The following is a 25,753-nucleotide window of genomic DNA, read 5'->3' as shown; positions in this document are numbered from 1 at the left end:
AGATTAAGTTTAAATGGCGAGCGGCACAATATTAACGCGCCTTTCAAAAACAACTATAAATCTGAGTTGCTGTAGCGATCGCAGTTTACTCAATAATGCGATCGCCCTTTTTCCATCCGCGTCGCTGTGCGGTGAAAAAAAGAGCGATCGCCCGTACTCCTCTCCCGCGAGAATTTTCACGATCTAATCAAATTTATCTGTCACTTTCTGAGGGACGGTAAACATCAAAAATTGTATGCAGTTTGCTCGCCTTTACGCATTAGTAAAACTGCACGCAAAGCCATCAGTATGTAATTAAGGAAATAGCGATCGCCTTTTCCATCCCCTCTCAGAAAAAGAGCGATCCTCTTCTGCAAGCTTCGCCAACGCTCGAATCAAATATTACCGACCAATCCCGGCTAATTCTGAGAATCGTCCTCAAAAGTCTCCTCAAATCCCGCTAGAAAATCATCCAAAGCTTCAGAGGCGATCGCCAAATTAATATTATCAGCATCTTCCCATCCCCACGTATTCACCCCAACGACTTGACCGGCCATATTAATCAGCGGCCCGCCGGAATTTCCCGGATTAATGGCCGCATCCGTTTGTAACACCTTTACCTCAGCAACACTATCATCTTCTTCGTCGCCTTCTTCATACTCGTCAGGTTCTCGAATAGCACTCACAATACCTTGAGTTACAGTTGAAGCAAACTGCCCCAAAGGATTGCCCACAGCAATTACTCTATCTCCCACTTTCACATCAAAAGACAACTCTAGGGGAGGATATTCTTGGGGAGATTCCACTTGTTCCCCTGTGTTCTGGTCGAAGGTAAAATCGCTAATTAAGAGCAATGCTAAATCTTCTTCAGCATTACCAGTAAACACCACCTCTGCCAATCTCAATTTTCCGTCGTGAGTTTCCACTAAAACCTGTTCGACTTCATCTTCTTCATAGAAGTAATCTTGATCCGCAATATCTTCTACAACGTGATAGTTAGTGACAATTATGTCCGGCGATACAAAGAAGCCGCTCCCTGAAGAAATCTCTTCTTCTGTATCCCAATCCATGACGTAAATTGAAACTACGGACGGCAAGACTTGCTCGACTACATCCGAAAAATTTCCTGCTTGAGTTTTGAACTCTTTCAATTGCTTCTGCAAAGCTTGTTGGTCTGCCTGCATTTTGCTGTAGAGTTGCTGAACCTTTTTCAATTCCAGCTTTAATTGAATTTCTCTAGCGCTCATATTTTGCCTTTACCTGAAATAAATTGCTGATTAATTTTGGATGTGTGATTGTAGATTTTGGATGGGTATGTTAATAATTCTAGGACTTACGAAAAAAAGCCGGTTTTTACCATAAATCTTGGGCCAATACAGCGAGACTTACATCAGAAACCGGGTTGATTAACACCCGTGCGGAGCGTCCTAAATTAGTCAGATATTTTTGAAATCTATCGCGCAAGTCCTATCTAAAATCCCCACCAAAAATCTACAATCAGACTGCTACTCTACCTGTGAAAGCCAAAGCGAACCGCCTGTTATTTTTTTTTACTAAAGGCGATAGATTGCGTCTCAAAGCCTTAACAAATAGATGCCGCTCGGATTTAGGAACCGCGTTGAACTTGAACAAATATTTCCTCCAAAATTGCACTAGCACCCTGTTGGCGCAGGCGGTGAGCGAGGTCAATTCCCAGCATTTCAGCAGTCTCGGCGGCACCGGAAACAGTATCTTTGACGAACCGCTTGCCGTCGAGACTCGATACCATTCCAGTTAAGGTTAATTGACCGTTTTCTATTTTGGTATTTACGCCGATCGGCACTTGACAGCCGCCTTCTAATTCCCGCAGAAATGCGCGTTCTGCATAACATCTTTGGGCGGTTTCCGAGTGTTCGAGAGCTTTAATCACTTCCATGATTTCTGTGTCTCCGGCGCGGCATTCGATGCCCAAAGCACCTTGTCCGACGGCATGAAGGGAAATTTCAGCAGGGATAATTTGGTGGATGCGATCGCCCATTCCCAATCTTTCGAGGCCGGCAACTGCTAAAATAATCGCGTCGTAACCGCCCTCATCTAATTTAGCGAGTCGAGTATTGAGATTGCCGCGAATATCTTTAAATTCAAAATGAGGGAAATGGTGCCGAAGTTGAGCCAGCCTGCGCAAAGAAGAAGTACCGATTACAGAACCTTCTGGGAGAGTGTCGAGTTGCTTGTCTTTGTGCTTGGAGTGAACTACCAGGGCGTCAGCGGGATTTTCCCGTTCGGTGACGCATCCTAAAATTAAACCTTCGGGCAAATTGGTAGGCAAATCTTTGAGGGAATGAACGGCAAAGTCCGTTTCATTGTTAATCATTCCCGTTTCTAATTCTTTGGTGAAAAGTCCTTTATCGCCAATTTTAGCGAGGGCGACATCAAGAATTATGTCCCCTTGGGTGGACATGGTGTGGACTTCAAAAGTGTGTTCCGGGAAGTGTTTCTGTAGCTGTTCTTGCACCCAGTGGGTTTGCACGAGAGCGAGTTGGCTTTTGCGGGAACCGATGCGAACGGTTCGGGAAGGGGCAGATGTGGTTGGGGACATAAGATCGATCGGAGGATAGCTTGAAATCAGCCAATATATTCACCTGATCTAGCGTACCGCAGGTGGGGACTTTAATTGCTGGTTGGGATAATTCGGGCGATAAAATAGAAATACCGGATTTTGACCGCCAGTTTGAAAAAAGGATGCAACGGTAGGCAAGCTCCAAACCTTTACATAATAAGCCATTGCCAATCTAAAATCTAAAATCGTATGATCGCCAGTAGCCGTAAGCCTTGATGATGTTTCCCATCCTGCATTGGGCGTCGCTGGCACGGGGGCGAGCGACATTCCGAAGCAAAGGCTGCCGGCGATGTACGATTTACCTAGCTTAGAGCCGGATGAACCTGGTTGACATGAGGAGTTAGCTTAGCTGCAGCGAGAAAGAATTAGCTCAAAGGTTGCGAGATTTGGAGAGAAAAATGTAGTGGCGAGGGGAAAAGGGCGATCGTATTTATTTGTAGCAGCTTCGTTGACCAAAGGGCGATCGACCTTTTAGCCCTCAGCTACGGCAATTAATAACTGAACTTCAATTCCTAAAGTCCGAGCACTGCCAGCCAAAGCTTCATCGCCAGTCACCAACAGCAACTGATTAGAACTTGCTACTGCTAAATGCAGTGCATCTAAGGTACGCAACGGTACTTCAAAACGGCTAATCCAATCGCGAGCTAAATTGTAATGAATAGGCTCTAACTGGATGCGAGTATAAAAATCATTGTCCAAGTCTGCCTGAAACTCTCTTGCTATTTGTCTTGCCCTTTCCTGAGAAATTTCTCTCATTCGCACTCTGCGAGACAGTGCGGAAAAAAATTCTACCTCAACTAGCTGGCTCAACCCTCGTTCAGTCTCAGTCCTCAGTAACTGCTGAGATGCTTCGCTGAGACGTTCTGGCCAGTAATTGGGAGCAATTACGCTAGTATCCAAGTAAATCAATAGCGTTCCTCCTGTCGCAGCCTAATGACTGTTGCACTCAGGGGTTCACCCTTTACTTGAATAGAGTCTCGGAATCTCTTGAGTTCAGCTAACCGCTGCTCCTTCGTGAGCGGCGGGACTACGCGAGCTACTACTTTACCTTCGTGTACGATCGTCACTTCTTCTCCTTTGGCCACCTTTTCCAAGATGGCTTGCAGACTCTGCTTGGCTTCTTCAACGCTAATCGCAGGCATCTCATTAGTTTTTTAGGTACTTTTTAAGTGTACAGCAACAGGATATTTAATGCGAAAAAGGTCGATTCCCTACTCTTCGGGAACCCCTGCGGGAAGATAGCTTCGCTGGCGCGTACCTTTTCCATTTCTCACCAAAATTTAACGTTGCCCTGCTTGAAGTGCAGAATTTGCTATCTGGACAACTTCTTGCTGCCGTGCGTTTCTCCTTGTGACTCGGTACAGCACCCCCAGCCTTTGCCACTCAACAAAAGCTGTACAGTAAGCACCGCAATTATTGAAATAAATCCCCCTGAATCCACCCGCCAATTCAACGCTTCTGTAAGTATCCTGCGGCAATTGGGAAGGAGGCGAAAACGGTTCATTTCTTTTAGCTTCGATTGTGCCGAAATAACAGGCTCCCGCGCGGCATCCTTTGCCTAAATACATTCCCACAATGTAACCGTGGGCCCCCGCTTGCACATCAAAATCAACTTGCTGAGTGTTAGATAAAGGAAGTATGCTCGGAAGAAAAACAGGCACTCGCGTTTTGCCTTTGATTTGCCTAAAAATGTTAATCGCAGGAAAAATACTGTTAGCTTGGTTTGCACCTGAGTTATCGGGGATTGGCGTCAACTTTTGCACAAAATCTCTCCACTGCACAACTCTATTCTTAGCAATGTTAAAAGTGGGAATAGAGTATTTTTCTAGCGCAAAAGAAGGACGACCATTTTTCAGGTTGAAGCTGCGGCGAATCACTGTAATTTCTGGTTTCCCTAACCCGTAAGCTTTGGCTATGGAACGGGCGAGGTTGCAGCTAATTTTGAAGCGTCCCATCTCAATATTGCCATTTTCCGCTTGATAAGACCAATTGTAACCCTCAGAAGCACGATCGCGATCGCACAGAAAATGAGAAATCTCAAACATCTTGGCAATATGAACATCGTATAACCGCAACTTGCGGCTGCCGGCAGATTTTGCAGTGTTGCGATCGGGTACAATAAATTGTATCGGTTGCCAGCTATCTTCAGGGGAATAATTAAACCAGCGGATTTCTGTAATCGGGAGTTCAGTCCTTGCTAACGCTGAGTTTGGTGTCAAAGGTGCGATGGTAAAAGCAGTCACCACACAAGCAAAAATCGCCGCAAATAGCCATCTTCCCCTCATTCTGATTTCCCCCGAAGTAGGTAAGCGCAAAAAAATATAGCATCTTGTAAGGGGCGAGTGCGAGCTAAGATATATCATACAATAACGGTAAGCTGCGCGCTTACGCACCCTACATATAGAAGTTGTGCCTTCCAGACTGCCAAACTTAACGCTTCCCAGCTTGAATAGCAGAATTTCCTATTAAAATTAAATCAGATTCTCGTCCGTTTTTAATGGCTACAGTATACATAAAACCCTGAGTTTTCCACTCAAGAGTTGCTGTGCAGTAAGCGCCGCAACCGTTATGAAAAACTCCTTTCACTCCGCCCGCAAGCTTGACATTTTTTAAGGTCTTAGTTACCCCTTCTAGTTTTGTAGTAAACTCCCCGCCTTTTTGACCTTGAATTGACCCAAAACTGCAAACTGTCGTACCGCCGCAATCTGGTTTATACTCGATTGAAATACTATAGCTGTTTGCTTGTGCTGTAGTTGGATAGTACATTTTTTGCGAAACCGGAATCCTGCTGGGAATAAAAATAGGCACTTGCGTTTTGCCTTTTAACTTTCGCAAAATTTCATTTACCGGAAACGCAGTGCCTCCTTGAGCAATTTGTGTTGTTCCCGATTGTCGCTGCGACAATTGCGATGCTCCAAAAACAACCGAGGGAGGTACTAAAGCAGTCAATATACAAGCCGAAGTCGCCAAAGTTAATAATTTCTTTTTCACGGTCTTTTCCCTCAATATTCAAAGAGTGTAGTTGGGCGGTGAACCGCATTCACCTATGTACAACCATAATTCAAAATACAAAATTAACACTCGCTTTTCCGGGAAAAATGTTTTTTGGCTATCTTGACAAGGTTGCCAAAATATGAAGTCATCTATAAGATAGAGAAGGCGAGCAATTTAGGAGTCGATCGTGGAACTGCAAGAGTATTTGCGCCAGCACGGATTGGAAACTTTGTCCGAAACTTATCATATCAAAGTTACCCGCCACCGCCAATATCCCGATTTAGTCTGTCTGAAATACTCGCAGATAGAATCTCCCCTAGGCGAAAAGATAGTCCAGCAGTGCCGAGGCATTATTTTAGATTCATCTCAAGATTGGCAGATAGTTTCTTATCCCTACGACAAATTTTTTAATTACGGAGAAATTCACGCTGCTGCAATTAATTGGAGTCATGCCAAAGTTTATGAAAAACTAGACGGTTCTCTGACTGTACTGTATTTTTACAAGGGAGAATGGAGGGTACAATCTAGCGGCACTCCAGACGCCGCCGGCGAAGTTAATGGTTTTGGGTTCAGCTTTGCCGAACTTTTTTGGAAAGTCTGGCAAGAATTGGGATATCAATTGCCAGAAGAAACAGACCAGTGTTTTATCTTTGAGTTGATGACGCCTTACAATAGAATAGTTGTCCAGCCAAAAAACAATCAAATCGTGCTGCACGGGGTTCGTAACACTCAAACGCTGCTAGAAACAGACCCGAGTATTTGGGCAAATAAATACGGATGGGAATTGGTCGCATCCTATCCTTTAACTAGCTGGAAAGAAGTTATTGAAGCGGCTCAACATTTAGATCCGATGAATTCGGAAGGGTATATTATCTGCGACGCTAACTTCAACCGAGTTAAAGTTAAGTCTCCGCAATATGTCGCGATTTCCCATCTGCGCGAAGGGTTTTCGACCCGCCGACTGATAGAAATTGTTTTAACTAATGAAGGAGAAGAGTTTTTAGCTTATTTTCCTGAGTGGAGTGAGTTGTATCAACAAGTTAAGGACAAATATCAATCTTTGGTTGAAGAAATCGAGGAAGCTTACCGACAGCACGAACATATCGAAGTTCAGAAAGATTTTGCATTAGCTGTGAAACATTTGCCGTATTCCGGGATTTTGTTTTCTTTGCGGGCCCGAAGAGTTGCGGGAGTGAAAGAAGCTCTCCGTGATGTTACTATCCATAAAATAGAGGATCTATTGGGTTTAGATTACATCCATCTAGGTTTGTGAGGTTCGCAGAGAATCGGCGGTTGAAACCGCTCCTACAAAAACAAAGTCCGCCTACGCGGACTAAAGAATTAAGTTACAAATTAGCAATTACAAATTATCCATTACCATTACCAATTGCGATGAAAAGAGTTATTGTACTTGTTGGTTTACCTGCTTCGGGAAAATCTCAATTTGCTAGGGAATTGCTGCTGTCGGAACCTGCAAAGTGGGTGCGTAGCAATAAAGATTTGCTCAGAGAAATGGCTCACGCTTCTCATTGGTCGCCTGCAAATGAAAAGTTTATTGTGCAGTTGAGAGATACGATTATTTTGATGGCTTTGGAAAGCGGCAAGCACGTCATTGTTGATGATACTAATTTTGGGCCTCACATCGAGCATATCAAGGAGTTGGTTAAAGGTAAAGCTGTTGTGGAAGTTAATGATTCTTTTCTCCAAGTTCCGGTAGAGGAATGTATTAAACGAGACTTGAAAAGGCTTAATTCGGTGGGCAAACATGTGATCATGAAGATGTACAATAAGTACGTTCGTGTTCCCGTTGTGCCGCCGGAATATAACCCGGATTTGCCGGATGCAATTATTGTCGATATGGACGGTACGCTGGCACTTCTCAATGGCAGAAATCCTTTTGATGCTTCGACGTGCGATCGCGATTTGCCCAATCAGCCCGTCTTAGATACCGTTCGCAAGTGGCAGTCTAGCGCCCATATTATTGTAGTGTCGGGTCGCACAGATGACTGTCAGCCTCAAACTGAAAAATGGTTGCAGCAGTATGAGGTTAATTATGCCGCTCTTTATATGCGGAAAACCGGAGATATGAGGAAGGATGCGATTATTAAAGAGGAGTTCTATCGGCGACATATTGAAGGGAAATATAATGTTAAGTTTGTGTTGGACGATCGCCAGCAAGTTGTTGATATGTGGAGAGGCTTGGGATTGACGGTATTCCAAGTAGATGAAGGGGATTTTTGACCTATGGTTTTTATGACAATTGTCCCATGCCTAATGCTAAAATCAAAGTAACATTGACAAAAATTTTGTTATGATAGCCATTCCCGAAGCGCCCCAAAAAATGACCGTTGAGGAATATCTCGAATGGGAAGCTCAACAAGAGATTCGCTACGAATATGTCAACGGCGAAGTTTTTGCCAGGATGGGCAGTACAATTCCCCATAACGATATTGCACTTAACTTTTACAGGAACTTACGCCCACATCTGCGTTCCAGAGGATGTCGGATGAACGTGTCCGATGTGAAATTGCAAGTCAGTTCTCAAAGCCGTTACTACTACCCCGATGTGATAGTCAGTTGCGACCCTGAAGACCTCAATTCCCGCACATTCATTCAGAATCCTAAAATAATTGTCGAAGTTCTTTCACCCAGTACAAGTGCTAAAGATCGGGATGAAAAATTCACTTGTTACCTGAAAATTCCGACTTTGCAAGAGTATATCTTGATTGATTCACAAAAGATTTTTGTTGAGCGTTACTGTCGGGGCGAGGGCAGAATGTGGCTTTACTATTCTTACACTGCTGGGGAGATTATCACTTTATCAAGTATTGGGTTTGATTTGCCGATCGCACTTTTGTATGAAGGTGTTGGATTTGAAACAGAAACAGAAACAGAAGGATAAAAACACACCTAATTTTGCCGCTTTTTTATGAACAGGCAAGATGCCTGTTCCACAGAGAGTGAATTTAATTTTGTGGTGGGCTTCGACGCCGCCTATAAAAGCCGATAATGAACAGGCAAGATGCCTGTTCCACAATTATTTACTTATCGCGTCCAAGCCAGCCAGCGATTAAACAAATTTTTCACAAACGGCGTCAAACGAGTGCGATTGTAAGCATCTCCAGCTTTCCGAATTGCATCAGCTTGTGTCGGATACGGGTGAATTGTGCTCGCAATTTTTCCTAAACCAATATTGTTAACCATTGCTAAAGTAATTTCGCTAATCATATCCCCAGCGTGTCGCGCTACAATAGTTGCACCTAATATTTTATCGCTGCCTTTCTTGACGTGAATTTTTACAAATCCTTCCTCTTCGCCGTCAATAATTGCCCGATCGACTTGACTGAAAGGAATTAAAAATGTATCGATATCAATGCCTTTTTCCTTAGCCTCGTGTTCCCCAATTCCGACGCGCGCAATTTCCGGGTTTGTGTAAGTACACCAAGGTATCGTCAAAGCGCTGAGCTTTTTGCGCCCGAAAAAGAGAGTGTTTTGAATCACCATTCTCGCGGCAAAATCAGCAGCGTGAGTAAATTTATGTTTCATGCAAATATCGCCGGCGGCATAAATGCGGGGATTAGTAGTTTGCAAATTGTCGTTGACAAATACGCCTTTTTGTGTATCGTATTCAACGCCGATCGCCTCCAGATTCAATCCTTCCACGTTGGGCGATCGCCCTGTACTCACAATAATTTCATCTACTGTTACCGATGCTTCCTTACCTTGAGATTTATAATAAATTACTTTGCCTGCATTTGTTTTCTCAACGCGCTCTATTGTGGATTCTAGTATTAGTTGAATTTCTTCGCGTACAAAAGCCTGCTGCACGATTTTAGCAGCAGCCGCATCTTCTTTGTCTAAAATCTGAGCATTTTTGTGCAGCAATACGACTTCCGAACCCAGCCGCCGAAAGGCTTGAGCCAATTCGCAGCCGATCGGCCCTGCGCCAATTACGGCCAAACGCTGCGGCCTTTCCGTGAGGTTAAACACAGTTTCATTTGTCAGATATCCAGCTTCTTGTAAGCCGGGAATTTGTGGTTGTAGCGCCCTTGCACCTGTGGCAATTACTGCTTTTTTAAAGCGAAGAGTTTGACCCCCAACTTCTACTGTATTATTGCTAGTAAAACGACCGGAACCTAAAAAAACATCAACTCCTAATTTGTACTGGTAGCGTTCAACAGAATCCACATCGCTGATTCCCGCCCTGATGCGGCGCAGCCGTTCCATCACAGCGGCAAAATCCACTTCTACACTGTCAGAAACATTAACACCAAATTTACTTGCTTCCCAGATATCGCCGACAGTGCGAGACGATCGAATTAAAGCTTTTGACGGCACGCAACCGACATTCAAACAGTCGCCGCCCATCAAATGTTTTTCAATCAAAGCAACTTTCGCGCCCAAACCTGCGGCACCGGCAGCCACAATTAATCCAGCGGGCCCCGCGCCAATTACTACTAAATTATAAGAACTAGCCGGCTGGGGATTTACCCAATCGGGCGGATGCAAATAGGAGACTAATTTCTGGTTGTGTTCGTCCATCGGGGGGACAGTTACGCGATCGACTTTTGACTGCGACATTGGCAAATTATCCTAATTAAATACTTTCTTTCAAAACTTTGCTGGCTATGCGAGTGATAAAGACAGTAACAGCGACAGTAGCAAGAAAACTGATAACATTAATCAACCATTTTACTGCGGAATCTTGAGGACTTGTATACACAGTTTCCGTGCCTATCGCAGCAACCTTTCCCACCAAAGAACCCGAGTAAACGTACATAATTGTACCCGGTATCATGCCAAAGGAACCTAGCACGTAATCTTTCAAAGAAACTTGAGTAATTCCCAGAGCGTAATTCAATAAATTGAAAGGAAATAAAGGACAAAGACGAGTCAAAAAAACAATTTTTAATCCTTGTTGGGAAACTGCGCGATCGAGAGCTTTAAACTTGGGGTGAGATTCCATATATTTTACCACGCGATCGCGGCATAAATAGCGCCCGATCGCAAAAGCAAATACAGCACCTAAAATGGACGCCGCAAATACGTAAACTGAACCCCACCACAAACCAAAAATCGCCCCCCCTCCCAGCGTCAGTAACGAACCCGGTACAAACAGCACAGTAGCCAAGTTGTAAGTAGCTATAAAAGCCACTGGCCCCCACCAGCCTAAATCCTCGATCTGCATTAACAGACTTCTCAAAACATCTTGAACGTAGGCATATCTAGTTGCTACAATTAAGAGAGCGAGCAAAAGGGCGATCGAAAAAAACAACATGATGCGTTTAAGTTTTACCCTAGCATAATCTTGAATTCGTTCTTTTGCCATGATTCACCCGCAAATATTTATCAGCATTATACTCCGAACTTAAATTATTACTGTAAACTACCCTAAAAGCGATCGTCATGACACAAAAAGCCCAACTTCCAATCCCCGAATTTTTCGACCCCAAAAAATTAGGCGAAGTCTGGCGAGTCCCCTACCGAGAACGCGCCCCCCAAGCGAAAGATTGGGCAAAGCAGCACAGCATCCAGCCCGCCGCCAGCGACAAAAATCAGACTTGTTTGCTGATAATCGACGCCCAAAATACCTTTTGCTTGCCAGAATTTGAACTATTTGTGGGCGGGCGTTCCGGTAGCGGTGCAGTAGACGATAACCTGCGGTTGTGCGAATTCATCTACCGCAATTTAAACGCAATTACAACCATTGCGCCGACAATGGATACCCACACCGCCATGCAAATTTTTCATCCTATTTTTTGGATCGACGAAGCAGGCGAACACCCCATACCAGCCGCAACTTCTATTACACTCGAAGATGTCCAAAAAGGCATTTGGAAAGTCAATCCAGCCATCGCCCACAGCATCAGCGCGGACAATTTTTCAGCACTGGAAAAACAGGCTTGCCACTACGTCAAAAAACTCAGCGCCGATGGGAAATATCCCCTGACAATTTGGCCCTATCACTCGATGCTGGGCGGCATCGGACACGCCCTGGTTTCGGCCGTTGAAGAAGCAATATTTTTTCATACAATAGCCCGCAACAGTCAAGCACTTTTTGAAATCAAAGGCGGGAATCCGCTAACAGAAAACTATTCGGTTTTGCGCCCAGAAGTTTTAGATGGGTTCGACGGCAATCCGATTGCTGAAAAGAATGCTAAGTTTATTGATAAATTACTCGATTTTGATGCAGTAATTATTGCCGGACAAGCCAAAAGTCACTGCGTTGCTTGGACAATTGATGATTTGTTAACGGAAATTTTGGCGCGAGAGCCGAATTTGGCAAAGAAGGTTTATTTGCTGGAAGATTGCACTTCGCCTGTGGTTGTTCCGGGTGTTGTTGATTTTACGGAACAAGCAGATGCAGCTTATCAAAAATTTGCGGCGGCGGGAATGAATGTTGTTAAATCTACTCAGTTAATCCTGGGCGATTAAAGACAATCGTTTTCTGTTGGGGTTTTCAGTACCAAAAAAGTATACATTATTAACCATAGGCGGTAATTTTTGTTCGCTTGGCAGTCTGCTGCGCATTTACATTCCTGGACGCACGCTTCCCAAAAAAAACCTGTTTCTCGTTGTCACATTCGAGCGTATATGACCAAATTACGTGCAGAGACCGGGTTTTTGCCTCCAGGACTGATTTAACTGATTACTTATGATATCCTATCGGGTAAATCACTTACGATAGAACCGTAGTTAAGGAGTTTCCCGATGGCTGAAAGCGAATTTTATAGTGTTGTTCTTTTTCGGGATGTGAGTGTGCGAGCAATTTCAAAACTATCGGTGGCCATCGCCACGACTCTTCTGAGCACATCTTTAACTGCAACCAAAGCCGGCGCAGTTCCCGTCACCTACGATTTCACCGTCACTGTTACCCAAGGCAGGTTAGCCGGCAATTCATTCAAGGGTTCTTTCAGCTACGATGATGCGAAATTGAAGGGAACTGGAGTGGAAGAATTGGGAATTGCCGAGGGATTAACAACCTGCATTAATTACCTGGGACGCACTTACCGCGAAACCGATGATACCAGTTACCCTACCTTTCCAAAACTCAGATTTGAGGATGGCAAAATCGCGCAGCTAAACTTCTGGATTCAGCCGAATCAGCGAGTTAATTGGTGGAATTCAAATGGATGGGAAGTCAAACTTTCTGAGCCTAAAATGAGCGATTCAAATGTTCCAAATTGTCAAAAACGGTGAGGCGTGGCAAAGCTGCGATATACCGTAAAAATATAGAATGAAAATGTAGGCAATCGGTCGTCCTAATCATGAAGAAATCAGTCAGGTAATCTGCGCTGATTTTCAAGCCCTCTCGGACTTTCTGGCAGAGAAACCGTTTGTTATCGGAAGCAACGCACCACATTAGATGCAACTGCCTACGGTTACATTGGTAATTTCATGCCTTCACGCTAGGAAGGTGCGATCGTCGATCATCTGCTGGGGCGATCGAATATTTGCGATCATTATGAACGAATGACTCAAAGATTGTTAAAAAAAAACTGCACAATTCCTCTTCCCTCTGCATCAAGACTGCCTCTGCATTTGACGATTTTTAATAACTATTTCCCATCCAATCGGGGGACTCCTTCCAAAAAAATACCGCTCAACATTAACTCAGTCATCCGGTCTAACTTGCCGCTGACTTTTAATTTTTTACCTGTTTGAAACCGCTCGATATCTGCTTTCAAATCGCCGCTATTATATCCTAATTTCCTCAAATAGTCAATAGCTTGTTTGTCACTTAACAAGATATCGGCCGAACGAAAAATCGGCACGTATTCCTCTCGCCAAATCTGGGCAAAAGTTGCCCTATCTAAATAGAAAATCCTGCCCCGCGCCGGGTCTCCAATGGCAGCTACACTGTCATTCATTCCCAGCAAAGCCACCGCGTGCGGTAGCTTCCGAGGGCCGTCAAACAGCCAAACTGCTAGCACTCCGGGGCGATTAATTTGCTGAATTTGCTCCCAAGTCGGCGTTAGTTCGATCGCATTGACACCTAAAGCTCTTGCTGCCACAATTATTTGTGGCATCGAAGTTCCCAAGCGACTCGTACCGGCAAAACGCGCTACACTCGATTCCGTCGCATCGATTCCCCAACGCCTTAAGACTGTTGCTAGGGCCGCCGGCGCGCAACTGCTGCTAGATGTTTGCCGAAACACACCGTTTGGCTGCAAATTATCGATTAAATCAGTGTAAATTGGTGCCAGAAAATACGCTTCAGCGCTGGTAAATCCTGCCAATCCCAGCAAGCCAATTAAAATTACTGCGATTACTTGCGATCGCGCTGTCAGCCAACTTATACTAAACCCAATACCGCAGACTCCCATCAACATCGCCCTCAGCAAAGTCCAAGTAACTTGCATCCCGTGAAAGCGCCACTCGATCGGCAAAGCTGGCATTTGAGGCAGATTTAGAGCCAGTAGCAGTAAGGCAATATAAAAACCCAAAAACAGCAGGGCGATCGAATTTCTGCCCTTAAACAAATCATTAGCCGTCACTCCCGATCGAACTAACACCCGTCCGAAGCGTATTCCCCAGACCAACAGCACCGAACCCAGCACCAGCGTCACAAGTATTTCCATAAGTTCAGAATATGGTCGCTTAACTAGGTTGTAACATTTATGCGATCGACCTCAGTCAACTGCTGCGAGATTTCATAATGCGATCGGTATTTTCATTCAACCATAAACCGTCACTTTAAATAGTAGGGTGCGTCAGCGTGAGTTATCTTCTCAAAAATCGATAATCTCCGCACTGACGCACCTTACACAAACCTTAAATCGTAAGGTTCCTCAGCATGAATCTTCACAACAATCAAGAATCTCTCCACTCACTGATGCACCCTACAAATTAGAGCGTGCATCCAACAAACTCCCCCCATCTCAGCTATAATCAAAACCATCCTCTCCACATCCTCACATACCCATTATGAGGCACTGGCCCCCTGGACAACAACTCCACGACGGCAAATACCTAATCGAAGAAATCCTCGGCGGTGGCGGATTCGGTGTCACCTACCGCGCTCAAAACCGCAAAGAATGTAAAGTAGTCGCCATCAAAACCCTAAATGCCAACGTTCAAGGTAAGCCAAACTTTCGCGAATTCCAAACCAAATTTGTCAACGAAGCTTTATCTTTAGCCAAGTGCAGCCATCCCCACGTTGTCCAAGTTTACGAAGTATTTCCCGAAATGGCAGGAAATATAGAATTGTGGTGCATGGTGATGGAATTAATCGACGGAACTGACTTAGCAGAATATCTCGAAGATAACGGCATTTTGTCGGAAGAAAAAGCTTTGCCAATTATTCAACAAGTGGGAAGTGCTCTGAGTTTTGTTCACAAGCAAGGATTTACTCATCTCGATGTGAAACCCCAAAATATTATGCTAAGAACCCCCCCCAGCCCCCCCTTGGTAAGGGGGGGAGTAAGAGAAAATCCCCCCTTCTCTTCTTCCCCCCTTAATAAGGGGGGCCAGGGGGGTGCAGTTTTGATTGATTTTGGCTTAGCGCGACAGGTGACGGCACCGGGCAAATTGAGGACAAATAGCAATTCCGGGACTGAGTGTTACGCACCCATCGAATTATTAGAAAAACGCGCTGAACTTGGTGCTTATACTGATGTTTATTCCCTAGCAGCAACGCTTTATGTCATGTTGACTGGTGAGTTGCCGTTTCCGTCGCAATTCAGAAAGCAAAATATTCCTTTAACTCCGCCGAAGCAACACAATTCTAAGATTAGCGACAGGGTGAATGCGGCGATTGTGAAAGGGATGGAATTGGAACCGGAAAATCGCCCGCAGTCGGTGCAGAAATGGTTGGATTTGCTGATACCGAAACCAGTGCCTGCTGAGACTACGCGAGTGATTTCAGCCGTGGGGATGGATTATACAAATTTGCAGAATTTATTGGCGGCTAAAAAGTGGCGAGAAGCCGATGAGGAAACGGCGAGAGTTATGTTGAAGGTGGCGGGTAGAGAGAAAGAAGGAGGGCTGAATACAGAAAGTATTGATAATTTTCCCTGCGAGGACTTGCGTACCATTGACCAACTTTGGGTAAAATACAGCAATGGGCGCTTCGGCTTTAGCGTGCAGAAGCGCATTTATAAAAGTCTGGGGGGAACTAGGGAGTATGATAGTGAGGTTTGGGAAAAGTTTGGCGATCGGGTAGGTTGGAGAAAAAAGAACGAATGGCTGTACTACAATGAGCTCACTTTTTCAGAGAAAGCACCAGAAGCTCACCTCCCCGTGGTTTGGGTTTGGGGGTGGACGTGGGGAGGGGGGGAGTGTATTCTTCTCTCGCGTCGAGACTTGTAGACTGTAATATCTAAGCGTTTAAGATTTTTATTAAGACTTGCGAACCCAACTTTTTCCACGAATCCACTTCTAAGCTAATGCCTAAAACCCCGAGTTACCATGACTCTAAGATAAACTTTATTATTAACTGTAGGGGCGAAGCATTCGGCAAAAAATATGAGCTTCAAAACCGACAATATATTGCCAGAATGCTTCGCCCAGCCCTCCGCGCCAGATACAATTCCGATGTTTTAGAATTTGATTTATCTGATTTCCCACCGCACATATTGGTAAACCCGCGCTGATTAGTGATAACCCTGAAGATTCGAGTTTACTCGCGTGAATTGGGCGAAGCATATGGATGGTTTCGGCAGTTAAAAAACCAAACAACCTCCGAAAAAATAAAAAAAACGCTCTTACTCCCCCCCTTACCAAGGGGGGGCCGGGGGGGGAATAAATCTAAACAACCAACGAACAAACTAAAAAAACGCTCTTACTCCCCCCCTTACCAAGGGGGGGCTGGGGGGGGTTAAAATCCTATATAACAATGACAAAACTCTACAACAGAACCTCAGAAAAATTCAAGCGACAGAAGCTTCGCACAGAAATGACAGAAGCTGAAAAGCTGCTATGGAAACAAATAAGAAACAGACAGCTTGAAAACTGTAAATTTCGCAGACAATATAGCGTAGCAGCATTTGTGCTAGATTTCTACTCGCCGGAAATCAAGTTAGCACTAGAAGTTGATGGTGACAGCCATTTTGTGGATGGCGCTGTAGAATATGATGCAGAAAGGCAAGAGTTTATTGAAGCGGCAAGGATTAATTTTTTGAGGTTTACTAATGAGGATGTTTATCATAATTTGGAGGGGGTTTTAGAGGTTATTGTAGAGGGGATTCAATCGTTGAGAGCATCGGGTGTTTTACCCCCCCCAGCCCCCCCTTGCTAAGGGGGGGAGTAAGAGTTAGCCCCTTGCTAAGGGGGGGGAGTAAGAGTTAGCCCTTTGTTAAGGGGGGGGGGAGTAAGAGTTTCGATAGTCCAAAATCCCAAATACGAAATCGATATGAGCTCAAAAGTTACCCTCACCATCACTTCCGGGAATCTCAAAGGCCGAGAATTTACCTTTGACACCCGCACAACTTGCATTATTGGCCGCGCCAAAGATTGCTATCCCAAAATTCCCGACGACGAAAAACACCGCACGATTTCCCGCTATCACTGCTTGCTGGATATCAATCCTCCCGATATCCGGGTGCGCGATTTCGGTAGCAAAAATGGCACTTTTGTTAATGGCAAAAAAATCGGTCAACGAGAAGCTCATCAAACTCCCGAAGAAGCTGCTCAAATTCAATTCCCAGAATACGACTTGCAAAAGGGAGATGAATTTACACTCAGCGATACTTCTTTTCGAGTTGGCGTTGCCCTTGACCCGGAAATTGTCAAAACTCTCCAACACCAAACACCCCCTGTCATTCCCTCAAATCAAGCAAATCTGTGGGAAATGCTGCAAGCTTTTCTGTTGAAAGCAGTGGCGAATGAAAGCCATATCGGAGTTCTCGGCGATTACGTTTTGCTCAAAGAGTTGGGTAGGGGCGGTTTTAGTTTAGTTTATTTGGCGCGACACAAGCGGACTAACGAACAAGTTGCGCTGAAAGTGATGCTGCCAAAAGTAGCGGCACATCAGCGGGCTGTTAATTGGTTTTTGCGGGAAGTTGAAAATATGAAAGTTTTAAAACATCCCAATGTGGTAGGATTAAAAGAGTTTGGTTATGCTGATGAAACTTTCTTTTTCACGATGGAATACTGCGACGGTGGCAGTGTTGTGGATTTGATGGAAAAACGCGGTTTCAGCACTTTGCCGATTGGTGAGGCTGTGGCTATTATTTTGCAAGTTTTAGAGGGTTTAACTTATACGCACAATGCAGAAATTCCCAATGTCAGATTGGCTGATGGTAGTTTTGCAAAAGGACGGGGTTTGATTCACCGAGATTTGAAACCGGGGAATATTTTTCTGGCGAATGTGGGTGGGAAACAAGTTGCCAAAATAGGGGATTATGGGTTAGCAAAGGCTTTTGACCAAGCGGGTTTAAGCGGCCAAACGATGACTGGTAATGTTGTGGGCACGCCGTATTTTATGCCGCGACAGCAGGTAGTAAATTATAAGTACACGCAACCGGATGTTGATGTTTGGGCGGCGGCTGCTTGTTTGTATGTGATGATAACGGGATATTCCCCGCGAAATTTGGAGGATCAAGACCCGTTTTTGGCGGTTTTACAAAATGATGCGGTTCCTGTGCGCGATCGCACTTCAGCCATTCCTCAACCGCTAGCCACAGTTATCGATCGCGCTTTAATTGACAATCCTGAAATTTATTATAAAAGTGCAGCGGAATTTAAACAAGCCCTATTCAATAGCATATCGTAATGTATGGTTCGACTACCCATAGGTTTTCAGAAACCCGGTGTCTTCAAGAAACCGGGTTTCTTGGTATTCTCAATCTGCCATCACAGACAACACATACTCTCCTTGATTTACTGACTGATTTGTCGAAACATCAAAAATGAAGCCATCCGACTCAGCACCAACATAAACCAAACTGGGAAATTCCCCATTCTTATTAAAACTGAGAATTTGATAAAGCCGATCGCCCTTTTTGACATAACTCCCCAATTGCACTCGATTTTGAATCATCCCTCCCGCCGGCGCGTAGTATTTGATCGCGGAATTCTTGGGGGTAAAAATAACTTGATGATTCGCAGTTTCCGGGAGGGGAAATCCATCTATTTTCAATAAACCCTTACTTGCTAAGTAATTTTTGATTCCCCGCAAGCCATTCGCGACCGACTGGGGATTCATTTCCATCCCCGAACCTAATTCTAAAGTCCAAGCTTCCACGTCAAATTGGATCGCACTTCCCAACTGGGCCAAACTCTTCTCCAAAGCCAGCCAAGGCTTGAGAAACGCCTCGTCAAAAGCATCGCCGTCGTACTCGTTCATCAAGATTGCACGATCGAGCAAAAAAGGTTTCGCACTCTCCTCGCGGGAATTAAAACAGTAAAGGTAATCTAAACTTTGATTCGTAGAACTGTGCAAGTCCAGCACATAGTCAGCATCCAAACACAAAGATTGTAGCTGATATCGGTAAAGTTCGCTGTAGGGGCCGCAACTAGGAGCGTTAAGTTTTGCTAACTCTTTAGCAAAACTCAAAGCAATCGCTTTTCTGTAATTAACTTTGACAGTATCGGCATCGAGATGGATGTGAGACTTAGCAAAACCTAGAATATCTTCCCCTTGTTTTTCAAAATCCCAGAAAATCCGGTTCCAATTTACTCCATCATAAAGATTGTAGCGACCAGGAGAAAAATGGTGCGATCGCTGGCTGACACCCACAGGATTGCAAACCGGAACTAGCCAAATTTCCCCGATTAACTGACTGCTGTCCAAAGACCTTAAAAACTCAATTAATTGGTAAATCACAGCATTACCGCTAATCTCAGCGCCGTGGAGGTTAGATTGGAGATAAGCTTTTTTGCCGGGAATCGCACCTTGGAACTGATAGACTTGCAGTGAAAGCCGATCGCCAGAAGCAAGCTGCACCACAGGAATAGTCGAAATAACTGGAATCATAGAGAAGGAAACGGGGAATTGGGAATTGGGAATTGGGAATTGGGCATGGGGGATGGGGCATGAGCCAAACAGGTAACTGGTAATTGGTAATTGTTACTAATGACTAATGACTAATGACAACTGCCAACAGACTTATTCCTTCCTAGCCGATTTGGTGGCGAAGGTTTAAAATCAATACAGTCCTCTGCTGACTTGCTTTCAGCAAGATTTAAGCATACTTATCCTGCAACCTTATAATAATCCTTGTGCCAGACACTGCCCAGAACCGCCCAGAGCTGGATCTGAAGACCATATTTCCATTCGAGCTAGATAACTTTCAGAGAGAGGCGATCGCCGCCCTCGATGCAGGTAAATCGGTTGTCGTGTGTGCTCCCACAGGCTCTGGGAAAACGTTAATCGGGGAATACGCCATCCATCAAGCACTCTCCAGGGGGCGGCGCGTCTTCTATACCACTCCCCTCAAAGCACTTTCTAACCAAAAGCTGCGCGACTTCCGCAGTCAATTTGGAGACGACAACGTAGGTTTGCTGACGGGCGACATCTCCGTCAATCGAGATGCGCCGATTTTGGTGATGACTACCGAAATATTTCGGAATATGCTCTACGGTACGCCGATCGGAGAAGTCGGTACTTCCCTCACCGGAGTCGAAACCGTGGTGCTCGACGAGTGTCACTACATGAACGATCGCCAGCGCGGTACCGTCTGGGAAGAATCCATCATCTACTGTTCGAGCGAAATTCAACTTCTCGCCCTCTCAGCAACCGTTGCCAATAGCGAGCAACTCACAGACTGGATTAACAAAGTCCACGGGCCCACAGAACTCGTCTACTCAGACTTTCGGCCAGTGCCGCTGCAATTCCACTTCGCCAACCAAAAAGGGATATTTCCCCTGCTAGACGAGACCGGCAAAAGAGCGAATGTCCGGTTAGTCCCCAAAAAGAAGCAGCAAAAAGTAGAAAGAGGCAGCATCCCCACTCCGAGTTTGACCGATGTTTTGGCGCGGTTGGACGATCGAGATATGCTACCAGCAATTTACTTCATCTTCAGCCGTCGCGGGTGCGACCAAGCAGTCGCAGAAGTCGGCAATTTCTCCCTGGTTAACGAAGCCGAAACAGCCGAACTCAAACGCATCATTGACGATTTTTTACAGCGAAACCCAGAAGCAGAACGCTTCGGTCAAAAAGAAGCTCTTTTAAAAGGCATCGCCGCCCACCACGCAGGCATTTTGCCCGCTTGGAAAGGTTTAGTAGAAGAACTCTTTGGCAGAGGTTTGATTAAAGTCGTATTTGCCACCGAAACCTTAGCAGCCGGGATTAATATGCCCGCCCGCACCACAGTCATTTCCACCCTGTCCAAGCGCACCGACAAGGGACACCGACTGCTAAACGCTTCAGAATTCCTGCAAATGGCCGGTCGGGCTGGTCGGCGGGGCATGGACAAGCTGGGGCACGTCGTCGCAGTTCAGACGCGCTTTGAAGGCGCAAAAGAAGCCTCTTATTTGGCAACAGCCAAAGCCGACCCCCTCGCCAGTCAGTTTACGCCCAGCTACGGCATGGTGCTGAATTTGCTGCAAACTCACACTCTCGACGAAGCTCAAGAGTTGGTAGAGCGGAGTTTTGGTCAATACCTGTCTACCTTGTACTTGCAGCCGCAGCAAGAAGAATTAGACCGATTGCAAACAGAATTGGCGGTGCTCGAACAGTCCCTGGCGGCTGGAGGCAATGTCTCCACCCTGGAAAAAGAGCTCGCCCATTACGAAAAATTGCAGGCAAGACTCAAAGAAGACAAACGTTTGCTCAAAATTCTCTTGCAGCAAGCTGAAGAAGCCAGATTTAAGGAGATGTCCGTAGCTGTGGCTTTTGCAGTGCTCGGCACGGTTATGAGTCTCAAAGGCAAGCACGTTCCGACAGCCAAACGATCGCACACAAATCCTGTACCCGCCGTATTGGTTGCCAAAATCGCAGGTTCTGGCCAAGCACCAAATTTGGTGTGCTTGGGCAAAGATAACCGCTGGTATGTCGTCGCCATTAGCGATGTCGCTAGCCTGCACGCCGAATTACCCCGCTTGAGCGTTGCAGATACCTTGAACCCGCCGCCGGAAATGGCTCTGAGACTCGGCCAGTGCCGTTTGGGAACTGAAGAAACTGCTTCAATTGCTGCATCGATCCCACAATTGCCGACACCGGAACCGAGCCCAGAGGCGATCGAGCAACAGCGGAAAATCGCAGCCCTAGAAGCTAAGCTAGAAATTCACCCGGTTCTAGAATGGGGCAATCCCGGTACTTTGCTCAAACGCCAGCGCCGCCGGGAAGAATTGAAAAAAGAAATCCGCAAAAGCGAACAAGAGTTAGAAAAGCAGCGAGCTCGCTACTGGGAGCAATTTCTCAATTTAATTGACATCTTGCTGAATTTCGGCTGCTTGGAAAGAGTAGTTTCGGCAACTGGAAACCGAGATGACTCCTCCGACAGGTTGGTGCCCACAATCTTGGGTCAAGCTTGCGCCGCCATTCGCGGCGATAACGAACTGTGGCTGGGTTTGTCCCTGATGTCTGCGGAGTTTGACGAACTCGACCCCCACCACCTCGCTGCTGCTTGCGCGGCCTTAGTTACAGAAGTTTCCAGGCCGGACAGTTGGACTCACTACTCGCTGTCGCCGGAAGTTTTGGCACCTTTGGACAATCTCCAAAAAGGCCTGCGCCGCCGATTGTTTCAAGTTCAGTACCGTCACGAAGCTGCCATCCCGATTTGGCTGGAACGGGATTTAGTGACTTTGGTCGAACAGTGGGCTCTGGGCGTTGAATGGCTGGAACTGATTAGCCATACGAGTTTGGATGAAGGGGATGTGGTGCGGATTTTGCGCCGGACTTTGGATTTCTTGTCTCAGATTCCTCATGTTCCTCATGTTTCGGATGCTTTGCGGAGGAATGCTTGTCGGGCGATGCAGTTAATCGATAGATTCCCGGTGAATGAAGCTGCAAGTTAGAAAAGTGTTGACAGTTGAGTGTTGGCTGTTGGCTGTTGACTGTTGACAGTTGACAGTTGGCTGTAAGCTGTGCGGCATCTAAATTGTATTTGGGGTTTTTCAACCCAAATGCACCCAGGTTTTAATCTAAAATCGTTTCCGGTTGCATCGGTATTGTTCAAATGTCCAAACAGTCACCTGTCAACTGTCATGAGGAATAGACCCAGATTTAAATCCCAAATCCCAAATCCCAAATCCCAAATCTAAAATCTAAAATCTAAAATCGCTCGATCGCTCTTAATTGTTATTGAATTTTTCTCTAGCGGTGTGGTGGGTAATTCTCATATTTATGCAACAAATCAATAAGCCTCATCAAATGCCTGATGTCTGCTCTCAGGCTCAAAAAACTCGCTTTTTCATTTTCTTGCAAAGAGTCTTAATTGGAACTCTAGCGAGTACATTACTCAATCTCTTTATCTTATTTCCCTCTCCGAGTTTCGCAGAAGTAGTTCTGGGTGTTGTTCGCAGTTCCGAGAATTCTCCCGATTGGGTGAAGATTACCACGCGCCTCTGGGAAAGCGGCATTGCTTACAAACCAATCAATCTCGAAGAAATCAAAAGTACGGCGGATTTAGCAGGCGTTAACGTGCTGTTTTTGCCCAACATTGAAACTTTGACTCCGGCACAAATTAAAGTTTTAGAAGCTTGGGCCTCCCAGGGCGGCCGCTTGATTGCTTCGGGCCCCGTCGGCCGCAGTTCCCCTGCCTTGGTGCGCCAATCTTTGCGATCGCTCCTCGGGGCCTATTGGGCTTTTCCGTTAACCCAGCGGGCGACGCCACAAGCGCGCAGCCGCTGTCGAGATATTGCTTGCACTACTTCTAGCAATTGGGTGCCGACTGCACAACAAAATGCCTCAGTCCTAGGCGGTGTCTTGATTCCGGCCGACGCAAACAGTCAAACTGTCGCTACTTGGAAAGATAGTTCCGGTTCCTCGGCAGCCATCGCCACAGATCGCGCTACCTATCTCGGCTGGCGCTGGGGTAGCGACGGTTCGGCCAATGTAGACACGGCTTGGCTGCGGGCCTCGATCGCCCGCTGGGGAGGCACGATCGGCTCGCCTGCTGCACCGCCAACAGCAACCGCGACCCCACTACCAAATCCCCCCTCCAGAGTTACTAGAAACACGCCTGGTTCGCCGCGCAGTACCCCACTGAGCCGACTTTCTCCCTCGGGTGCGCTTCCCGATCCAGTACCTGCAACTTTTACAGACCCTTCAGATCAGTCTGCGCCGGCGGGTTTGGACGTGCAGGCAAATTCCAATAAGCCGATCGTCAGCATTGAAGCGTATTTGATGCGCCAAGAACTCACCAACCTCCTCGGCAGGTTTGAAAGCGCCCTGACAGCAGCTAATTCAGCTAATACGCCTGTTAATCTCAATGCTGCTACCGCCCCTCAACTGGTGGCGGCAAGCAACAGTGCCGGCGGCCCGGCAGCCAGTCGCCCGCCTGTTCTGCAATCGAGCAGGACGGGGGCGATCGCCTCTGCGCGGCAGGTTTTGCAAACTTTCGACCAACTCCTGCAAGAGCAAAAGTACGCGGAGGCTAGAAAGCAGTGGGTGGAAGCGCGGCAGTTGCTGTGGCAAAATTACCCGAAGGAAGGACAGCGCGTTGGGGCTGAAATTCGGGCGGTTTGGCTCGATCGCGGGACGATCGTCGCAGCGCGATCTGAGCAGGGTTTGGCCTCCGTGTTCGATCGGCTCGCCGCCGCCGGTATCAATACCGTTTTCTTTGAAACTTTGAATGCCGGATATACGATTTATCCCAGTCAAGTTGCACCGCAACAAAATCCCCTGACAGTTGGCTGGGACCCGCTGGCATCTGCGGTTAAATTAGCCCACGATCGAGGCATGGAACTGCACGCTTGGGTTTGGGTTTTTGCCGCAGGAAATAAGCGCCACAATACTTTAATTGGCAAGCCTAGTTCTTATCCCGGGCCGGTGCTTTCCGCTCATCCACAGTGGGCAAATATTGACAATAAAGGACGCACGCAAAATCCTAACGATGGTAAGTTTTATCTCGATCCTGCTAACCCGGAAGCGCGTAATTATGTGCTGCAAATTGTCAGCGAAATTGCCAACAACTACAAAGTAGATGGGGTACAATTAGACTATATTCGCTATCCTTTTCAAGATGACAATGCGAATTTTACTTACGGTTACGGTATTGCGGCGAGGCAGCAATTTAGGCAGTTGACTGGTGCAGATCCGGTGAATATTTCCCCCAGGGACGGCAGTTTGTGGCGGCAGTGGGTTGAGTTTAAAACTAATCAAATTAATACTTTTGTAGCTGAAGTTTCTCAGCTTTTGCGGCAGAATTATCCGCGCACTATTCTGTCGGTGGCGGTGTTTCCGCACCCGGAAAGTCAGCGGATTTACAAAATTCAGCAAAATTGGGAAGTTTGGGCTCGTCAGGGCATTGTAGATTTGATTGTGCCGATGACTTATGCTTTGGATACTAACCGACTTCAGCGCATCACCGAACCGCTGGTAAAGGAACAAATGCTCGGTTCGGCTTTGATTTCTCCGTCGGTTAAGCTGTTGACTCTCCCGGAAGTTGTGGCGATCGACCAAATTCAAGCTTTGCGCGATTTGCCGACTGGGGGCTATGCTATTTTTGCGGTGGAAAGTATCAGCAGCGCGATGCAGGGGTTTTTTAACCGCACTCAAGGCCGGCCGGTGCGTTCCACTTCTGCTGCGGAGCCGATTCCTTACCGACAGCCGTTTGCAGCGGCTGCTTCGCGCTATACTGCTCTCAAGCAGGAATGGAGTTTTTTGTTGGCTAACAATCAGTTGCGGGTGTCGGAATCTGAACTGAAAGTTTTGGAAAGTCGATCGGATGAATTGGCGCAAGCTTTGAGCAAATTGGCGGCAAATCCTTCAACGGAAAGTTTAGCAACTGCTAAAAGATTGTTAAGGAGTTTTCAATCTCAATTTCAATCTTCGATGCGCTTGCATTCTGCTGAAAATAGCTATCAAGTTCAAACTTGGCAAAATCGTTTGGATAGTTTGGATATGCTGTTGCGTTACGGCGAAAGGATGGAGTTGAATCGCAGGTAAATGCAGGTTTTTGGGCGGAGTGCTGGTTAGCTACTGTTTGTTTAAACTCACATCTTGCACCATTCTCGCTTAACAGGCTTTCCGCCCTGTTCCACAACAAGTGTATTTTCTTGTGGGGTGGGTCGGAGAGCCCGCCCATAGAAGGGTTATTGATAATGGTGCAATATCTCAGTTTAAACTGAGAT

Annotated in this window: 22 protein-coding genes; 10 read left to right on the top strand and 12 right to left on the bottom strand. The window is 46.1% G+C overall.

What is annotated here, in order from left to right:
- Positions 1–9: 9 nt before the first annotated feature.
- The 8 genes from QUB30_RS20075 to QUB30_RS20040 all read right to left on the bottom strand — a co-directional run bounded on the left by QUB30_RS20075 (position 10) and on the right by QUB30_RS20040 (position 5,569).
- Complete coding sequence (locus QUB30_RS20075; protein ID WP_333336763.1) at positions 10–180, bottom strand: hypothetical protein; 171 nt, start codon at positions 178–180, stop codon at positions 10–12.
- A 218-nt stretch (positions 181–398) separates the two neighbouring features.
- Complete coding sequence (locus QUB30_RS20070) at positions 399–1,226, bottom strand: S1C family serine protease (RefSeq protein WP_333336761.1); 828 nt, start codon at positions 1,224–1,226, stop codon at positions 399–401.
- A 359-nt stretch (positions 1,227–1,585) separates the two neighbouring features.
- Positions 1,586–2,557: a hydroxymethylbilane synthase gene (gene hemC / locus QUB30_RS20065; protein WP_333336759.1), complete on the bottom strand. Its 972-nt coding sequence runs from the start codon at positions 2,555–2,557 to the stop codon at positions 1,586–1,588.
- Between the two features lie 48 nt (positions 2,558–2,605).
- Positions 2,606–2,845, bottom strand: coding sequence for a hypothetical protein (locus QUB30_RS20060; protein ID WP_333336757.1), 240 nt, complete (start codon positions 2,843–2,845; stop codon positions 2,606–2,608).
- Positions 2,846–3,049: 204 nt separating this feature from the next.
- Positions 3,050–3,487: a type II toxin-antitoxin system VapC family toxin gene (locus tag QUB30_RS20055; RefSeq protein WP_333336755.1), complete on the bottom strand. Its 438-nt coding sequence runs from the start codon at positions 3,485–3,487 to the stop codon at positions 3,050–3,052.
- The gene (locus QUB30_RS20050; protein WP_333063723.1) at positions 3,484–3,720 is read right to left on the bottom strand and encodes a type II toxin-antitoxin system prevent-host-death family antitoxin; all 237 of its coding nucleotides are present in this window, start codon (positions 3,718–3,720) and stop codon (positions 3,484–3,486) included. Before QUB30_RS20050 ends, QUB30_RS20055 begins: the two co-directional genes overlap by 4 nt.
- Positions 3,721–3,858: 138 nt before the next feature.
- Complete coding sequence (locus tag QUB30_RS20045) at positions 3,859–4,863, bottom strand: hypothetical protein (RefSeq protein WP_333336753.1); 1,005 nt, start codon at positions 4,861–4,863, stop codon at positions 3,859–3,861.
- Between the two features lie 145 nt (positions 4,864–5,008).
- Positions 5,009–5,569 carry a hypothetical protein gene (locus QUB30_RS20040; RefSeq protein WP_333336751.1) on the bottom strand — a complete coding sequence of 187 codons (561 nt, stop codon included), beginning with the start codon at positions 5,567–5,569 and terminating at the stop codon, positions 5,009–5,011.
- Between the two features lie 190 nt (positions 5,570–5,759).
- On the opposite strand from QUB30_RS20040, the gene QUB30_RS20035 reads away from it, so the two are divergent.
- The 3 genes from QUB30_RS20035 (at position 5,760) to QUB30_RS20025 (ending at position 8,474) form a co-directional block, all read left to right on the top strand.
- Entirely contained in the window at positions 5,760–6,845 is a 1,086-nt protein-coding gene (locus QUB30_RS20035; protein WP_333336750.1) for a T4 RnlA family RNA ligase, read from the top strand.
- Positions 6,846–6,964: 119 nt separating this feature from the next.
- Positions 6,965–7,813 (top strand): phosphatase domain-containing protein, encoded by an 849-nt coding sequence (locus tag QUB30_RS20030; RefSeq protein WP_333336748.1) that lies wholly within the window; start codon positions 6,965–6,967, stop codon positions 7,811–7,813.
- Between the two features lie 70 nt (positions 7,814–7,883).
- Complete coding sequence (locus QUB30_RS20025; RefSeq protein ID WP_333336746.1) at positions 7,884–8,474, top strand: Uma2 family endonuclease; 591 nt, start codon at positions 7,884–7,886, stop codon at positions 8,472–8,474.
- A gap of 143 nt (positions 8,475–8,617) precedes the next feature.
- Here QUB30_RS20025 and QUB30_RS20020 read toward each other — a convergent pair whose 3' ends face one another.
- Both QUB30_RS20020 and QUB30_RS20015 read right to left on the bottom strand, forming a co-directional pair.
- Positions 8,618–10,153 carry a mercuric reductase gene (locus QUB30_RS20020; RefSeq protein WP_333336744.1) on the bottom strand — a complete coding sequence of 512 codons (1,536 nt, stop codon included), beginning with the start codon at positions 10,151–10,153 and terminating at the stop codon, positions 8,618–8,620.
- 16 nt (positions 10,154–10,169) lie between these two features.
- Entirely contained in the window at positions 10,170–10,901 is a 732-nt protein-coding gene (locus tag QUB30_RS20015) for a TVP38/TMEM64 family protein (RefSeq protein ID WP_333336742.1), read from the bottom strand.
- Positions 10,902–10,978: 77 nt separating this feature from the next.
- Here QUB30_RS20015 and QUB30_RS20010 point away from each other — a divergent pair, with 77 nt between their 5' ends.
- Together QUB30_RS20010 and QUB30_RS20005 are read left to right on the top strand one after the other, a co-directional pair.
- On the top strand, positions 10,979–12,007 hold the full coding sequence (locus QUB30_RS20010; protein ID WP_333336739.1) for an isochorismatase: 1,029 nt from the start codon (positions 10,979–10,981) through the stop codon (positions 12,005–12,007).
- A 276-nt stretch (positions 12,008–12,283) separates the two neighbouring features.
- Positions 12,284–12,772 carry a hypothetical protein gene (locus QUB30_RS20005; RefSeq protein ID WP_333336737.1) on the top strand — a complete coding sequence of 163 codons (489 nt, stop codon included), beginning with the start codon at positions 12,284–12,286 and terminating at the stop codon, positions 12,770–12,772.
- A 359-nt stretch (positions 12,773–13,131) separates the two neighbouring features.
- Here QUB30_RS20005 and QUB30_RS20000 read toward each other — a convergent pair whose 3' ends face one another.
- Positions 13,132–14,142, bottom strand: coding sequence for a cysteine peptidase family C39 domain-containing protein (locus QUB30_RS20000; RefSeq protein WP_333336735.1), 1,011 nt, complete (start codon positions 14,140–14,142; stop codon positions 13,132–13,134).
- Positions 14,143–14,500: 358 nt separating this feature from the next.
- Between QUB30_RS20000 and QUB30_RS19995 the strand changes: the two genes are divergently transcribed.
- From QUB30_RS19995 to QUB30_RS19985, 3 genes are all read left to right on the top strand, one after another.
- Positions 14,501–15,883 carry a serine/threonine-protein kinase gene (locus QUB30_RS19995; protein WP_333336733.1) on the top strand — a complete coding sequence of 461 codons (1,383 nt, stop codon included), beginning with the start codon at positions 14,501–14,503 and terminating at the stop codon, positions 15,881–15,883.
- A 526-nt stretch (positions 15,884–16,409) separates the two neighbouring features.
- Complete coding sequence (locus QUB30_RS19990) at positions 16,410–16,811, top strand: endonuclease domain-containing protein (RefSeq protein ID WP_333336731.1); 402 nt, start codon at positions 16,410–16,412, stop codon at positions 16,809–16,811.
- Positions 16,812–16,925: 114 nt separating this feature from the next.
- Positions 16,926–18,287, top strand: coding sequence for a protein kinase domain-containing protein (locus tag QUB30_RS19985; RefSeq protein ID WP_333336729.1), 1,362 nt, complete (start codon positions 16,926–16,928; stop codon positions 18,285–18,287).
- 69 nt (positions 18,288–18,356) lie between these two features.
- On the opposite strand, the gene QUB30_RS19980 is transcribed toward QUB30_RS19985, so the two are convergent.
- Positions 18,357–19,490 carry a succinylglutamate desuccinylase/aspartoacylase family protein gene (locus tag QUB30_RS19980; protein ID WP_333336727.1) on the bottom strand — a complete coding sequence of 378 codons (1,134 nt, stop codon included), beginning with the start codon at positions 19,488–19,490 and terminating at the stop codon, positions 18,357–18,359.
- Positions 19,491–19,735: 245 nt separating this feature from the next.
- Between QUB30_RS19980 and QUB30_RS19975 the strand changes: the two genes are divergently transcribed.
- Both QUB30_RS19975 and QUB30_RS19970 read left to right on the top strand, forming a co-directional pair.
- Positions 19,736–22,474 carry a DEAD/DEAH box helicase gene (locus tag QUB30_RS19975; protein WP_333336724.1) on the top strand — a complete coding sequence of 913 codons (2,739 nt, stop codon included), beginning with the start codon at positions 19,736–19,738 and terminating at the stop codon, positions 22,472–22,474.
- A gap of 355 nt (positions 22,475–22,829) precedes the next feature.
- On the top strand, positions 22,830–25,568 hold the full coding sequence (locus QUB30_RS19970) for a family 10 glycosylhydrolase (RefSeq protein WP_445300523.1): 2,739 nt from the start codon (positions 22,830–22,832) through the stop codon (positions 25,566–25,568).
- Positions 25,569–25,753: the final 185 nt, after the last annotated feature.

Origin of the sequence: Microcoleus sp. BROC3 (assembly GCF_036702515.1) — a bacterium.
GTDB lineage: Bacteria > Cyanobacteriota > Cyanobacteriia > Cyanobacteriales > Microcoleaceae > Microcoleus.
This window is presented reverse-complemented; position numbering and strand designations above follow the sequence as displayed.